The organism is Bacillus bingmayongensis, assembly GCF_000299035.1.
In the GTDB taxonomy this organism is placed as follows: Bacteria; Bacillota; Bacilli; order Bacillales; family Bacillaceae_G; genus Bacillus_A; species Bacillus_A bingmayongensis.
The window spans coordinates 1-14,931 of record NZ_AKCS01000048.1 but is presented as its reverse complement, the minus strand read 5'-3'; the positions used below and the strand labels follow the sequence as shown (position 1 = coordinate 14,931).

The following is a 14,931-nucleotide window of genomic DNA, read 5'->3' as shown; positions in this document are numbered from 1 at the left end:
GTTCCCATACCGAACACGGAAGTTAAGCTCTCTAGCGCCAATGGTAGTTGGGACCTTGTCCCTGTGAGAGTAGGACGTCGCCAAGCAATTAAAGCACGAGTCAATTGACTCGTGCTTTTTTTATTTCCTAAGAAATAGGGGATTGTTCACCTAATAAAAATAGTAGGACATAGTAAGGGATTTTTTTTGCAGAGACCCCTAAAAATTGATAAATAAATGGATAATCTTCAGAGGCGTAGCTTCCTAATAAGTCGTACCACCAGTCAGTCTCATAGCGAGAAATCATGCTTAAATTGTAGAGCAATAAATAATGTATGAGTGGTTCTGGTAAGAATGATTTACAATTTCTTGCATTTTTAGTTATTGGCAAATAATAAGTGTTAATATTGCAATCATAAAAAAAAGGTGTACTGTATAAAGGGTTCCATGTTTTAGTGGAAGCGGAAAATAACAGATCAGATTCAATGGCTTCACTTGGTGTATATTGTATAAAGAGATGTTTACAGGATGCTTCTATGTAACGAGAAAAACGTTCTTGCGTCATATGTAAGCGATCAAGTATGCCAGAAGGAAAGGAAATATGATGTTCATCTACCGTATTGACTTTATATAACATTTTCTCTTTTTGACTATGCTGAAATAAGGTTTTTAATTCGGGGATTTTTCCCATTAGTTCTAGCATAATAAATTTTTCAGCCTCCAAGTGTTTCATGTGAAACATCTGTTCCGCAACATGGGTGAATAATCCATTCTTTTGTACTTTAACCTCATCTTCTAAAAACTGATATCCCTGTTTTTTTCGTTTACGCGTTGTTACCCCATGAGCTAAGACTGTTGTTGATTCTGGGTAGTTTGGATCAACAGTTAATAAGCATGCTTTTAAAAGCTGACTCATCCCATAAAATAACAACATAGGTTGGATGGAGAAAGGGGCAGTTTTACATAATTCATAATAGCTTTTTCCATGCTCTAAGTAATAAATAAAAGGATAACAATTTTCAAAGCTTTTTTTTTCGGCATTTTCAATAGGTAATTTTTCATAACAGCGGGCAAGATAACGCTGTACATGTTGGGATGAAAAAAAGAAACTTAATTGCTGCCAAGTATAAGGTATTTGATGCATATATTACGCTCCTTTTATTATCTAAAAATTCTAACATATATATACTTTCTTGACAGTATTTTAACCAATTGTTAAGCTACTAATAATAATTTCTGGTATCATGGGGGGAACAATTATGTGGGAATCTAAATTTGTTAAAGAAGGTTTGACATTCGATGATGTGTTACTTGTACCAGCGAAGTCAGATGTATTACCAAGAGAAGTAAGTGTTAAAACGGTTCTATCTGAAAGTCTACAGTTAAACATTCCTTTAATTAGCGCAGGGATGGATACAGTAACAGAAGCTGATATGGCTATTGCAATGGCTCGTCAGGGCGGTTTAGGGATTATTCATAAGAATATGTCTATCGAGCAACAAGCTGAGCAGGTTGATAAAGTAAAACGCTCTGAAAGCGGCGTTATCTCAGATCCTTTCTTCTTAACTCCAGAACATCAAGTATATGATGCAGAACATCTTATGGGAAAATATCGCATCTCAGGTGTACCAATTGTAAATAATTTAGATGAGCAAAAATTAGTTGGTATTATTACAAACCGTGATATGCGTTTTATCCAAGATTACTCTATCAAAATTTCTGATGTAATGACAAAGGAACAATTAATTACAGCTCCAGTTGGTACAACACTAGAAGAAGCTGAAAAGATCCTACAGAAATACAAAATTGAAAAGCTCCCTCTTGTTGATAACAACGGTGTATTACAAGGTCTTATCACAATCAAAGATATTGAAAAAGTAATTGAATTTCCAAACTCTGCAAAAGATAAACAAGGTCGTTTATTAGTTGGAGCAGCAGTTGGTGTAACTGCTGATGCGATGCTCCGTATCGATGCATTAGTAAAAGCAAACGTGGACGTAATTGTACTTGATACAGCTCACGGGCATCACAAAAATGTAGCTGACAAAGTAAAAGAAATTCGTGCGAAGTACCCAACATTAAATATTATTGCAGGTAACGTTGCCACAGCTGAGGCAACACGCGCATTAATTGAAGCTGGTGCAAATGTTATCAAAGTTGGTATTGGACCGGGTTCTATTTGTACAACACGCGTTGTAGCTGGCGTTGGTGTACCACAATTAACAGCGGTATATGATTGCGCGACAGAAGCTCGTAAGCACGGTATCCCAGTCATTGCTGATGGTGGTATTAAATACTCTGGAGATATGGTAAAAGCTTTAGCAGCAGGAGCACATGTTGTTATGCTTGGTAGTATGTTTGCTGGTGTAGCTGAAAGCCCAGGAGAAACTGAAATTTACCAAGGTCGCCAATTTAAAGTATATCGTGGTATGGGTTCTGTTGGAGCGATGGAAAAAGGAAGTAAAGACCGTTACTTCCAAGAAGGTAATAAAAAACTTGTTCCAGAAGGCATCGAAGGCCGTGTACCATATAAAGGACCTTTAGCTGATACAGTTCATCAATTGGTTGGTGGATTACGTTCCGGTATGGGATATTGCGGAGCGCAGGATTTAGAATTTTTACGTGAGAATGCACAATTCATCCGTATGTCAGGTGCTGGTTTACGTGAAAGTCATCCACATCATGTACAAATTACAAAAGAGGCACCAAATTACTCTTTATAATGTCTTATATGTAAATAGATGGAGATTTGATATCTCTGTCTATTTTTTTTTGATTATGTTAGAATAACGGTTATGTGAGTACAAAGATATTGGGGGTAACAAAAGTGAAAGGTATGTTTTGCAAGCGATTCATTGCAATGGTAACAGTGCTTACACTATTTTGCAGCATGTTCGTTACATATGGCAGTGCATCGGCAGAAACAGGCCCTGCTTTAGATGTAGAAGCAGGAGCAGCAATTTTAGTAGAAGCAGATTCTGGAAAAATTTTATATCAAAAAAATGCAGATGAATTATTAGCGATTGCTAGTATGACAAAAATGATGAGTGAATACTTAGTTCATGAAGCAGTGGATAAAGGGAAACTTAAGTGGGACCAAAAGGTTAAAGTTTCTGAGTATGCACATAAGATTTCACAAGATCGCTCATTATCAAACGTTCCATTAGAAAATGGTGGCTCTTATACGGTTAAAGAGCTATATGAAGCAATGGCAATTTACTCTGCAAATGGTGCAACAATTGCTTTAGCTGAAGCAGTTGCAGGGAAAGAAGTAGACTTTGTAAAAATGATGAATGATAAGGCGAAAGAGTTCGGATTGAAAAATTATAAATTCGTAAACTCTACTGGCTTAACAAATCATGATTTAAAAGGACAGCATCCTGAAGGGACATCACCAGATGATGAAAATAAAATGTCTGCTCATGATTGTGTAATTCTAGCGCAACATCTGATTCAAGATTTTCCAAAAGTATTAGATACGGCTAAAATTTCAAAAAAGACATTCCAAGAAGGCGGGAAATATCCGATTGAAATGGCCAATTGGAATTGGATGTTAAAAGGGTTAGTTAAGGAATATGAAGGTGTAGATGGTTTAAAAACAGGATCTACTCCAGAAGCTGGTGATTGTTTCACAGGAACAGCGGAAAGAAATGGAATGCGTTTAATTTCTGTTGTTATCAAAACAAATTCTCATACAGCACGTTTTGATGAAACAAAGAAACTATTTGATTATGGCTTTACAAACTTTGAAGTGAAAAAAGCATATGCGAAAGGCTCTGCAGTAAAAGGACATGAAACTGTACGAGTAGAAAATGCAAAAGATAAAGATGTTGCAGTACAAACAAAACAAGCTATTACACTTCCAATGCCAAAAGGAAGTAAAGATGTATATAAAACAGAATTTAAAGATACAGGTAAAGAAAAAGAAGCACCAATTAAAAAAGGAACAACACTAGGACAAATGGTTGTATCGCCTAAAGATGCTAATGATCCTGGATTTTTATCAGGTAAATCATTACAAGTAGACCTTGTGACAAAAGCAGAAGTAGAAAAGGCTAACTGGTTTGTACGCTCTATGCGTGGCATCGGTTCTTTCTTTAGTGACATTTGGAACAGTGCTGTTGACACAGTAAAAGGTTGGTTTTAAGAGCTCCTCATTGTAGGAGCTTTTTTTTATTCCTATTTTTCATACCGACTTTATGAAAAAGTAGTGGACAAGCCTCTAATAGTTAGTGGTAGAATGTAAGAGTATTCTTAATTTTCGCCTTTAACGGGGAAAAGCAATTCACCTAGGGGGGTTTTTGTACATGACAAATGTAACAGGAACAGAACGTGTAAAACGTGGAATGGCAGAAATGCAAAAAGGCGGCGTTATCATGGACGTAGTTAACGCTGAGCAAGCAAAAATTGCAGAAGAAGCGGGCGCAGTTGCTGTTATGGCACTAGAACGCGTTCCTGCAGATATTCGTGCAGCAGGTGGCGTTGCACGTATGGCAGATCCAACAATTGTTGAAGAAGTTATGGGTGCTGTATCAATTCCAGTTATGGCAAAATGCCGTATTGGTCACCTTGTGGAAGCACGTGTACTGGAATCATTAGGGGTAGACTACATTGATGAGAGTGAAGTATTAACTCCAGCTGATGAAGTATATCATTTAAATAAACGTGATTACACTGTTCCGTTTGTATGTGGATGCCGTGATATTGGAGAAGCAGCGCGTCGTATTGCAGAAGGTGCATCTATGCTTCGTACAAAAGGCGAGCCTGGAACAGGAAACATTGTAGAAGCAGTGCGTCATATGCGTCAAGTAAACGCAGAAATCCGTCAAGTTGCGAGTCTACGTGAAGACGAATTAATGACATATGCAAAAAATACTGGTGCTCCTTATGAAGTATTACTTGAAATCAAACGTCTTGGCCGCTTACCAGTTGTAAACTTTGCAGCAGGTGGTGTAGCAACGCCAGCAGATGCAGCGTTAATGATGCAACTTGGTGCAGATGGTGTGTTCGTAGGGTCTGGTATCTTCAAATCAGAAAACCCAGAAAAATTTGCACGTGCAATTGTTGAAGCAACGACACATTACGAAGATTATGAGTTAATTGCAAGCCTTTCTAAAGGATTAGGTACTGCAATGAAAGGTGTCGAAATTTCAACATTATTACCAGAACAACGCATGCAAGAACGCGGTTGGTAATTAAAGGAGATTTTGAGATGGTTAAAGTCGGTATATTAGGTCTTCAAGGAGCTGTTCGCGAGCATGTAAAGGCAGTTGAAGCGAGTAGTGCAGAAGCTATAGTTGTAAAACGTGTAGAACAACTTGAAGAAATTGATGGTCTTATTTTACCAGGCGGTGAAAGTACAACAATGCGCCGTCTTATTGATAAGTACGATTTTATGGAACCACTTCGTGAATTTGCGAAATCTGGTAAACCAATGTTCGGTACGTGTGCAGGTATGATTTTACTTGCAAACGATCTTGTTGGTTATGAAGAGTCTCATATTGGTGCTATGGATATTACAGTTGAACGTAATGCGTTTGGACGCCAAAAGGATAGCTTCGAAGCTGCACTTTCAATAAAAGGTGTTGGAGAGGACTTTATTGGTGTATTTATTCGTGCGCCGTACGTTGTGAGTGTAGGAGATAACGTAGAAGTTCTTTCTATGCACAATGATCGAATGGTAGCAGTAAGACAAGGAGCATTTTTAGCTGCTTCTTTCCATCCAGAGTTAACGGATGATCATCGTGTTACAGCATATTTTGTACAGATGGTAAAAGAGGCGAAAATGAAAAAAGTTGTATAAGTAACTTGCAACTTGTGTAAGATTATAGTAAATTGATGGTAACAATTTTATAAAATAAACGTGTTGATAGGAAGTAGTAACAAATGGTGTTCCTTATAGAGAGTCGGTGGCTGGTGGAAACCGATAGAAACAGTTTGTGAATCCATCCTGGAATGAAATGTGGAATATCTTTATGATTAGTAAACATTTCCGGTGAAGAGTCGTTATTTCTACTTGAGAGGAAAGCAGTATTGCTTTCAACTAGGGTGGCAACGCGGGTTAACTCCCGTCCCTTTTTACAGGGACGGGAGTTTTTTGTGTTTTATAAAATAAAAGGAGGAATATATAATGCTTGATATTAAATTTTTACGTGCGAATTTTGAAGAAGTAAAAGCAAAATTGCAACATAGAGGCGAAGATTTAACTGATTTCGGTCGTTTCGAAGAACTGGATACAAGAAGAAGAGAATTACTTGTTCAAACAGAAGAGTTAAAAAGTAAACGTAATGAAGTATCTCAACAAATCTCTGTATTAAAGCGTGAAAAGAAAGATGCAGAGGCATTAATTTTAGAGATGCGTGAAGTAGGGGAAAAAGTAAAAAAACTTGATGATGAACTTCGTGTAGTTGAAGAAGATTTAGAACGATTAATGCTTTCTATCCCAAATATTCCTCATGAATCTGCACCAATTGGTGACACAGAAGATGATAACGTAGTGGCTCGTATTTGGGGAGAAATCCAAGAATTTAATTTCGAACCAAAACCTCACTGGGATCTTGCAACTGACTTAGGAATTTTAGATTTCGAGCGTGCTGCTAAAGTAACGGGAAGCCGCTTTGTATTTTCTAAAGGTGCAGGTGCAAAGTTAGAACGCGCTTTAATTAGTTTTATGCTTGACCTTCATACAGAAGAACATGGATATGAAGAAGTGTTGCCTCCATATATGGTAAACCGTGCAAGCATGACAGGAACAGGGCAGCTTCCAAAATTTGAAGAAGATGCGTTCCGTATTGAGAGTGAAGACTATTTCTTGATTCCTACAGCTGAAGTACCTGTAACAAATATGCACCGTGATGAGATCTTAAGTGGAGACCAATTGCCAATCCGTTATGCAGCATTTAGTGCATGCTTCCGTTCTGAAGCCGGTTCAGCTGGTCGTGATACACGTGGTTTAATTCGTCAGCATCAATTTAACAAAGTAGAGCTTGTGAAATTTGTAAAACCAGAAGATTCTTATGAAGAATTAGAAAAGTTAACAAATGATGCAGAACGCGTGTTACAATTATTAGGTCTACCATATCGTGTTATGAGCATGTGTACAGGAGATTTAGGATTTACAGCAGCGAAGAAATACGATATTGAAGTATGGATTCCAAGCTATGGCACGTATCGTGAAATTTCTTCTTGTAGTAACTTCGAAGCATTCCAAGCAAGACGTGCAAATATCCGCTTCCGTCGTGAGCCAAATGCAAAACCAGAACATGTTCATACAATAAATGGATCTGGACTTGCAATTGGACGTACAGTTGCAGCGATTTTAGAAAACTACCAACAAGAAGATGGTACAATTATAATTCCAGAAGTTCTTCGCCCTTATATGGGAGGAAAAACAGTTATTAAATAAATTAAAACTTTCATCGGTATGAGTGATTGGTAATTCCAGGTGTTGCCAGTAGCAACATGGAAGGAAAGGAAAAGTAATATTTTCCTTTCCTCGTAATTTATAATAGTAGGGTTGACTAACTGTTTTTCTTTTGTTATTATATTTGATGTCAATATGGAGGTATACCCAAGTCTGGCTGAAGGGATCGGTCTTGAAAACCGACAGGCGGCGAGAGTCGCGCGGGGGTTCGAATCCCTCTACCTCCTCCAGATATAATTGACAACAGCGCATATAAGTGGAGATTGGAGAACTCGTTACCAACACGTAACGAGTTTTTATTTTAAAACCAATCAGAAAGTATGATGTAAGGCAGATACTGCCTTATGAAACACTCATATTCCGATGATTATCTTCATAGATATGAAAGGAGTCAACATGGATCTTATTATACAAACATTTCCTTTAGATGGAAAAACTCTATACTACGTACAATGTCCAGTCTGTAAGAACAATAGAATTTTAAATAGTGGTGCAAACGTATCACGTATTATAAGCGATGATACATTTCGTAAACTTTGCGGTTGTACTTGTAATGTGAAAAAAGAAGTAAAAAAAGTAGAAGCATCTAAAAAAGTTGAGAAAAAGGCTGTGAAAAAAGAAACAGCTCCAAAACGTACTGGTAAAGTATTAACAGCAATTATTAATGGGAAAGAAATGACCGTTAAAGAAATTGCTGAGGCATATGATATTAGTACAAGTACAGTTCGTCAGCGTATTAATGCTGGAAAATCAGAGAGCGAAATTATTGCTCCAACGAAAAAGAAAAAGTAAGTTAATAGGAAAACCCGTGCATATGCACGGGTTTTTTATTTTACAAGTTTACGTGTTTGATTTAAAAAATGTCCAATTTTCTTAATGATTGGCTCGATCGAGTTTTCATCTTTTAAAATATCGTATTCATTAATATTTAAGCGTAGGACAGGACATGAATTAAAGTTATTAATCCAATTTTCATAACGACCGTGCATTTCTTTCCAATACTCAACTGGAGTTTGTTGTTCCATCGGGCGACCACGTTCTTGAATACGACTGACAATATCATCAAAAGAACCTTCTAAATAGATTAATAAGTCTGGATGCGGGAAGTAAGGTGTCATAACCATTGCATCGAACAATCCTTTGTATGTTTCATAATCTGTTTCTGTCATTGTTCCTTTTTCGTGATGCATTTTCGCAAAAATTCCAGTATCTTCATAGATAGAGCGATCCTGGATAAAGCCACCGCCATATTCGAAAATTCTTTTTTGTTCTTTAAATCTTTCTGCTAAAAAATAAACTTGTAAGTGAAAGCTCCAGCGCGTAAAATCAGCATAAAACTTATCTAAATATGGATTTGAATCCACTTTTTCAAATGATGTACGGTAACCTAAAGCGTTGGCGAGTGTAGTTGTCATAGTTGATTTACCAACGCCAACTGTACCGGCAATTGTAATTACTGCATCATTTGGTATATCATACTTTTGCCTTAAATTCATTGCTATTTCGTCCCCTTTAAGAGTGTATTTTGGAGAGTGGATAAAATCACATTCAAGTCTTCACTGTTTTTCACGAAATCCATGTTATCTCCATTAAATTTTAACACTGGAATATCAGGATGATCCTTTTTAAAAGTATCCATTGCTGTTTCGTAATCTTTGGTGAGCTGTAGTAAGTAATTTGGATCCATGTTTTTTTCAAATTCACGTCCGCGCATCTCGATTCGCTTTTGTAATGTCTCTAGACTTGCTGTTAAATATACAATGACATTTGGTACAGGCATATCTTGCGTAAGAATACGATAAATTTGCATGTACTTGTCATATTGAGCGTCTTTTAATGTGCGAGATGCAAAAATTAAATTTTTAAATATATGATAATCTGCTACCACTGGCTTACTTTGATTCAAATATTTTATATTAATGTCTTCCAATTGCTTATAGCGATTACAAAGAAAGAACATTTCTGTTTGAAAACTCCATTCCTCAATGTTTTCATAAAACTTCCCCAAGAAAGGATTTTCATCGACAATCTCTTTTAATAAGTGGAGTTGCATGTGAGTTGAAATTTCCTTCGCTAGTGAAGTTTTTCCAACACCGATTGGTCCTTCAACCGTAATAAATGGTACTCCGGTCACGCTGTTTCCTCCTTTCAATTCATAATTTCCTGTAAATAAAAAGCACAAAACAGAATAATTGTAGCATAAGAGGGAAGCGAGCGGACTAATTTGTCGTAAAAAGTTGAAAAATCGATGCATACTATTCAAATTTTAATTGAGGAGAGGGAGTAATATTCGCCTTCAATGTAGTTTCCATTATTTTTAAAGCGTGTTTATTATCTTGGTCAGAGTTAGAAGCAGTGCAATCTTGAGGCACATATAATGTATAGTTTCTCATATGAGCATCATTGGCTGTAAAGAGGATGCATATGTTTCCAGCAATCCCTGTTATGATAAGTTTTTCAATTTTTAAATACCCTAATAAAGAATTTAAAGGAGTTTCATAAAATGCCGAATAATGTGGTTTAATAAACACATAATCATCTGTGCTGGGAGCGATTGATTGTATAATGTTTTTGCTATACTTATTTGTACAATGAGTAATAAGTTGGTTAATATCAGCTCTCCATAGTTGATAATGATCATTAATATAAATAACAGGATAACCATTCATTTTCATTGTTCGTTTTAAGTGTAAAATGGGCTCTATAATCATTTGACATTTTTGAGCAAGGATGGGTCCATGCGAGAATTGGAAATCATTAATCATGTCAATAATGAGCAATGCGGTATTTTTCATATGTAATCACCCTTCCTTTTTCTTTAGGTTGGATTGAATGTGCGGAAGTTATCCCGCATCTGTAAGGAGAAGTGTAATTGGATAGTATGTATATTAATATAAATTGAAAGACCGACATAAAACCTTTCTTTTTGGGCAGGAGAGAATCCGATCGTGCGTAGAAGTGGTCAAATCCTTTTCCTGTCCCATGCCAAGTGAAAACAAAAGGATAAAATGAATGAAGGTCACTTCTTGTTCTGCGTAGCAGGAGATTATATGTACAAAAATCAAAATGGATTGATATAGTAGTAAATGGTTATAATACTTTATTCGTAATGAGAGGACTGTATTATGGAACAAGATATTTATTTTATGCAGCTTGCAATAGAAGAAGCGAAGAAAGCTGAAGAAATACAAGAAGTTCCGATTGGAGCTGTTATTGTACTAGATGGAGAGGTAATCAGTGTTGCTCATAATTTAAGGGAGGCAGAGCAAAGATCAATTGCTCATGCAGAGTTATTAGCTATAGATGAAGCTTGTAAAAAGTTAGGTACGTGGCGTTTAGAAAATGCAACGTTATACGTTACATTAGAACCATGTCCAATGTGCGCAGGTGGAATTGTTTTATCACGTGTAAAACGTGTTGTATATGGTGCAAGCGATCCAAAGGGTGGATGTGCAGGTACTTTAATGAACCTTTTAACAGACGAGCGTTTTAATCACCAATGTGAAGTGGTGCGTGGTGTGATGGAAGAAGAATGTGGGACGTTGTTAACAAACTTTTTTAAGGAACTGCGTAAAAAGAGAAAAGAGAAAAAGAAAAAATTGGATGAGAATATTGCTCGTTAACAGGTTTGCATTTTAGGAAGAAACAAGTTATACTAATAATGTCTTCGTTAAGGCAACCGAATATTGGTTTTAACTTTGCCGTGCTAAGCGGGGAGGTAGCGGTGCCCTGTACTCGCAATCCGCTCTAGCGAGGCCGAATCCCTTCTCGAGGTTATGTTGCTGTAAGGCTTGCCTTAAGTAAGTGGTGTTGACGTTTGGGTCCTGCGCAACGGGACCCCGTGAACCTTGTCAGGTCCGGAAGGAAGCAGCAATAAGCGGGTCTTCTCGTGTGCCGCAGGAGTGCCTGAACCGAGCTAACTGCTTAAGTAACGCTTATGGTACGTAATCGACAGAAGGTGCACGGCAGTTATATATGTATACAAAACTCACCTTATATAAAAAGGTGGGTTTTTTGTATAGAAAATAACTTTTGGAATCTATAAACAGAATGGGTTATAATATACAAGATAATAACCTTTGAGGGAGGCCGTATTTTCGTGTCATACCAAGCGTTATACCGAACATGGAGACCGCAAAAGTTTGAAGATGTAGTCGGTCAAAAGCACGTAACAAAAACGTTGCAAAATGCCCTTCTTCAAGAGAAAGCTTCGCATGCTTATTTGTTTTCTGGCCCGAGAGGAACAGGTAAAACGACAATTGCAAAAGTATTTGCAAAGGCAATTAACTGTGAGCATGCTCCAGTAGCTGAACCTTGTAATGAATGTCCTGCGTGTTTAGGCATTACACAAGGGTCTATTTCGGATGTATTAGAAATTGATGCGGCTTCAAATAACGGTGTAGATGAAATTCGAGATATAAGAGATAAAGTAAAGTATGCCCCAAGTGCAGTGGGATATAAAGTATACATTATTGATGAGGTCCACATGCTTTCGATGGGAGCTTTTAATGCGCTTTTAAAGACATTAGAAGAGCCGCCACAACATGTTATCTTTATTTTGGCAACAACAGAGCCACACAAAATTCCACCTACAATCATTTCGCGCTGTCAACGCTTTGAATTTCGAAAAATATCAGTACATGATATCGTAGAGAGGTTAGCAACAGTTGTTACAAATGAAGGTACAAAGGTAGAGGATGAGGCGTTGCAAATTGTTGCGCGTGCTGCTGAAGGTGGTATGCGTGATGCGCTCAGTCTGATCGATCAAGCTATTTCTTATAGTGATGAAATCGTTACGACTGAGGATGTCTTAGCTGTAACAGGCTCTGTTTCTCAACAATATTTAGGTAACCTTGTAGAGTGTATACGTGAGAATGATGTATCAAGAGCATTGCGTATTATTGATGATATGATGAGTAAAGGGAAAGATTCAGTTCGTTTTATGGAGGATTTCATTTACTATTATCGTGATATGCTCTTATATCAAACTTCACCACAATTAGAACATATGTTAGAACGGGTAATTGTAGATGATCAGTTCCGTATGCTATGTGAAGCAATGCAACCTGAGATAATTTATGAAATTATTCATACGCTCAGTAAGGGGCAACAGGAGATGAAGTGGACAAATCATCCGCGAATTTTCCTAGAAGTTGTTATGGTGCAACTTTGTCAACAATTTATGGTGCAGGCGAATGGGACAGACCGTTTGCAAGCAATTATGAACAGAATGCAACAATTAGAAAAAGAATTAGAACATGTGAAGAAGAATGGTGTGCCAGCTGGTGTAGGGCAGGAAGTAAGAGAGACGCGTACAGCACCAAAACCGGTGCGGACAGGAAGTATGAAAATCCCTGTTGGACGTGTACATGAAATATTAAAGCAAGCGAAACGTCAAGATTTAGAGCAACTAAAAGGCGTGTGGGGTGAGCTGTTAGGGAGACTTAAATCCTATAATAAAGTAGCATTTGCTGTATTATTAGAGAATAGTGAACCAGTCGCAGCTTCTGCAGATTCTTATGTTTTAGCTTTCCAATATGAGATACATTGTAAAATGGCAAGTGAAAATCGTGACGCGATGGATACCGTAGAACAAGTTCTTTTTGAATTGCTCGGCAAAAGGTTTAATATGATTGCAATTCCGAAGAGTGAGTGGGGGAAAATACGCGAAGAATTTTTACAACGTGAAGGTGGAACTTCAGAAGAATCTGCAGAACAAAAAGTAGATCCACTCATAGAAGAAGCGGTAAAATTAGTAGGGCAACAACTTATTGAAGTAAAAGAATAATAACAATTAGGAGGAATTTATTATGATGCGTGGCGGAATGGGAAATATGAATAACATGATGAAACAAATGCAAAAAATGCAAAAGCAAATGGCGAAAGCACAAGAGGAACTTGGTGAAAAAACAGTCGAAGGTACAGCTGGTGGCGGAATGGTTACTGTTGTTGTAAATGGTCATAAGCAAATACTTGAAGTGAAAATTAAAGAAGAAGTTGTAGATCCAGAAGATATCGAAATGTTACAAGATCTTGTATTAGCTGCAACAAATGATGCGCTTAAGCAAGCTGAGGAACTTTCAAACTCTACAATGGGGCAATTCACAAAAGGCTTAAACTTACCAGGTGGAATGTTCTAGTAGGAGGATATTGACACATGCATTATCCAGAACCAATATCAAAGCTTATAGATAGCTTCATGAAGTTGCCAGGTATCGGTCCGAAAACGGCTGTTAGATTGGCGTTCTTCGTACTAGATATGAAAGAAGATGACGTACTAGACTTTGCTAAATCACTTGTAAATGCAAAGCGAAATTTAACATACTGTTCTGTTTGTGGACATATTACGGATCGCGACCCTTGTTATATTTGCGATGATTCACATCGCGACCAATCGGTTGTTTGTGTTGTACAAGAAGCGAAAGATGTAATCGCAATGGAAAAAATGAAAGAATATCAAGGTGTCTATCATGTGCTTCGTGGTGCAATCTCACCAATGGAGGGAATTGGTCCAGAGGACATTAATATTCCGCAATTGTTAAAAAGGTTACAAGATGAAACTGTACAAGAAGTTATTTTAGCAACAAACCCAAATATTGAAGGGGAAGCTACAGCAATGTATATTTCCCGCCTCTTAAAACCGACAGGTATTAAAGTGACTCGTATTGCACATGGTCTCCCTGTTGGTGGAGATTTAGAATATGCCGATGAAGTAACATTATCGAAGGCTTTAGAAGGCCGTAGAGAAGTCTAAGAGGAGAAATCAAAATGTTTTTTCAAAAAAAGGGAAAGTTGCGAAAAGAATATGATGATAAGTTAATTGCTTTATTAGAAAAAGTGAAGAATGAGTGGTTGCGTCAAAAAAGGATGGTAGAACAAAGTGTTGAACCATCTCAGGATGTACTGTGTTCTTTGAAATTAGCAGAAGCAAAATACTTTTTTTTACTAAAAGAAGCAAAAAGGCGTCCAGTAAAAATGGAACAATGGTAAAAGACCCTGGTTTTGAAACCAGGGTCTTTTTTATATTATTGAACGGTATTTTTTGTTTCCTTGTCCCATACATATAGAGTGTATAAGTTATATAAGGAGGAGGAAAATGAATTCTACATTGATTATTGGCGGAATCCTTACTTTGGTATTTATTTTGCTGATCTTTGGGGTTTCAATGAAACCGGTGCAATTTATAGGGAAGCTGTTTGTTAAAGTAATGATAGGTGTAGTATTTTTATTTGCCGTTAATGTGCTTGGAACATATTTTGGTTTTCATATTCCAATTAATATCGGTACAGCTTCTATTTCTAGCATTTTAGGAATACCAGGTATTTGTGCTTTGGTTATCATTAAATTATATATAATGCCAGGATGAAAATCATTTTGGCATTTATTTTTAAAAAAGAAAAATAGTGTTGACTTATTAATTGTTAATGTGATAAATTAATAAGCGTCGTCAACAACGAAAGAAAAAAAGAAGTTGACGAAGTGATTGAAAGATGTTATATTATAAAAGTCGCTGAAACGCGATGTTGAAC

The 14,931-nt window shown here is 37.0% G+C and carries 16 protein-coding genes, 1 tRNA gene, 1 rRNA gene, 1 other RNA gene and 1 other annotated feature; of the genes, 15 read left to right on the top strand and 4 right to left on the bottom strand.

Translation table 11 applies throughout. The features are described 5' to 3' along the window. Positions 1-86: ribosomal RNA gene (rrf, locus tag Y7E_RS30750) — 5S ribosomal RNA — on the top strand; the annotation flags it as partial. Positions 87-127: 41 nt separating this feature from the next. Here the strand turns inward: rrf and Y7E_RS0106470 are convergent. After that, on the bottom strand, positions 128-1,123 hold the full coding sequence (locus Y7E_RS0106470) for a YaaC family protein (protein ID WP_017150474.1): 996 nt from the start codon (positions 1,121-1,123) through the stop codon (positions 128-130). Positions 1,124-1,238: 115 nt separating this feature from the next. Between Y7E_RS0106470 and guaB the strand changes: the two genes are divergently transcribed. The 7 genes from guaB to Y7E_RS0106435 all read left to right on the top strand — a co-directional run bounded on the left by guaB (position 1,239) and on the right by Y7E_RS0106435 (position 8,194). Then, on the top strand, positions 1,239-2,702 hold the full coding sequence (gene guaB, locus Y7E_RS0106465; RefSeq protein ID WP_017150473.1) for an IMP dehydrogenase: 1,464 nt from the start codon (positions 1,239-1,241) through the stop codon (positions 2,700-2,702). Between the two features lie 104 nt (positions 2,703-2,806). Beyond that, entirely contained in the window at positions 2,807-4,126 is a 1,320-nt protein-coding gene (locus Y7E_RS0106460; RefSeq protein ID WP_017150472.1) for a serine hydrolase, read from the top strand. Between the two features lie 160 nt (positions 4,127-4,286). Next, positions 4,287-5,174, top strand: a complete 888-nt coding sequence (pdxS, locus tag Y7E_RS0106455) for a pyridoxal 5'-phosphate synthase lyase subunit PdxS (protein WP_017150471.1) — start codon at positions 4,287-4,289, stop codon at positions 5,172-5,174. 17 nt (positions 5,175-5,191) lie between these two features. Further along, on the top strand, positions 5,192-5,782 hold the full coding sequence (gene pdxT / locus Y7E_RS0106450; RefSeq protein WP_017150470.1) for a pyridoxal 5'-phosphate synthase glutaminase subunit PdxT: 591 nt from the start codon (positions 5,192-5,194) through the stop codon (positions 5,780-5,782). Positions 5,783-5,836: 54 nt separating this feature from the next. Beyond that, positions 5,837-6,058 (top strand) — a binding site (T-box leader). A gap of 51 nt (positions 6,059-6,109) precedes the next feature. Beyond that, a complete protein-coding gene (gene serS, locus Y7E_RS0106445) occupies positions 6,110-7,384 on the top strand; it encodes a serine--tRNA ligase (RefSeq protein ID WP_017150469.1) in 1,275 nt (424 codons plus the stop codon). A gap of 155 nt (positions 7,385-7,539) precedes the next feature. Next, a tRNA-Ser gene (locus tag Y7E_RS0106440) sits at positions 7,540-7,632 on the top strand. 166 nt (positions 7,633-7,798) lie between these two features. Beyond that, positions 7,799-8,194, top strand: coding sequence for a sigma factor-like helix-turn-helix DNA-binding protein (locus Y7E_RS0106435; protein WP_017150468.1), 396 nt, complete (start codon positions 7,799-7,801; stop codon positions 8,192-8,194). Positions 8,195-8,229: 35 nt separating this feature from the next. Here Y7E_RS0106435 and Y7E_RS0106430 read toward each other — a convergent pair whose 3' ends face one another. The 3 genes from Y7E_RS0106430 to Y7E_RS0106420 all read right to left on the bottom strand — a co-directional run bounded on the left by Y7E_RS0106430 (position 8,230) and on the right by Y7E_RS0106420 (position 10,197). Beyond that, positions 8,230-8,898, bottom strand: a complete 669-nt coding sequence (locus Y7E_RS0106430; protein WP_017150467.1) for a deoxynucleoside kinase — start codon at positions 8,896-8,898, stop codon at positions 8,230-8,232. A gap of 2 nt (positions 8,899-8,900) precedes the next feature. Beyond that, positions 8,901-9,536, bottom strand: a complete 636-nt coding sequence (locus Y7E_RS0106425; protein ID WP_017150466.1) for a deoxynucleoside kinase — start codon at positions 9,534-9,536, stop codon at positions 8,901-8,903. A gap of 121 nt (positions 9,537-9,657) precedes the next feature. Beyond that, positions 9,658-10,197, bottom strand: coding sequence for a cysteine hydrolase family protein (locus Y7E_RS0106420; RefSeq protein WP_017150465.1), 540 nt, complete (start codon positions 10,195-10,197; stop codon positions 9,658-9,660). A 330-nt stretch (positions 10,198-10,527) separates the two neighbouring features. Between Y7E_RS0106420 and tadA the strand changes: the two genes are divergently transcribed. The 7 genes from tadA (at position 10,528) to Y7E_RS0106390 (ending at position 14,768) form a co-directional block, all read left to right on the top strand. Then, positions 10,528-11,025, top strand: a complete 498-nt coding sequence (gene tadA, locus Y7E_RS0106415; RefSeq protein WP_017150464.1) for a tRNA adenosine(34) deaminase TadA — start codon at positions 10,528-10,530, stop codon at positions 11,023-11,025. Positions 11,026-11,103: 78 nt separating this feature from the next. Continuing rightward, an RNA gene (gene ffs, locus Y7E_RS30880) (signal recognition particle sRNA large type) lies at positions 11,104-11,368 on the top strand. Positions 11,369-11,501: 133 nt separating this feature from the next. Next, on the top strand, positions 11,502-13,190 hold the full coding sequence (gene dnaX / locus Y7E_RS0106410) for a DNA polymerase III subunit gamma/tau (protein ID WP_017150463.1): 1,689 nt from the start codon (positions 11,502-11,504) through the stop codon (positions 13,188-13,190). 25 nt (positions 13,191-13,215) lie between these two features. Continuing rightward, a complete protein-coding gene (locus tag Y7E_RS0106405; RefSeq protein WP_170958198.1) occupies positions 13,216-13,542 on the top strand; it encodes a YbaB/EbfC family nucleoid-associated protein in 327 nt (108 codons plus the stop codon). Positions 13,543-13,559: 17 nt separating this feature from the next. Then, positions 13,560-14,156: a recombination protein RecR gene (gene recR, locus Y7E_RS0106400; RefSeq protein ID WP_017150461.1), complete on the top strand. Its 597-nt coding sequence runs from the start codon at positions 13,560-13,562 to the stop codon at positions 14,154-14,156. 14 nt (positions 14,157-14,170) lie between these two features. Continuing rightward, positions 14,171-14,392, top strand: a complete 222-nt coding sequence (locus Y7E_RS0106395) for a YaaL family protein (RefSeq protein WP_017150460.1) — start codon at positions 14,171-14,173, stop codon at positions 14,390-14,392. 106 nt (positions 14,393-14,498) lie between these two features. Continuing rightward, positions 14,499-14,768 (top strand): pro-sigmaK processing inhibitor BofA family protein, encoded by a 270-nt coding sequence (locus Y7E_RS0106390; RefSeq protein WP_017150459.1) that lies wholly within the window; start codon positions 14,499-14,501, stop codon positions 14,766-14,768. Positions 14,769-14,931 lie beyond the last annotated feature (163 nt).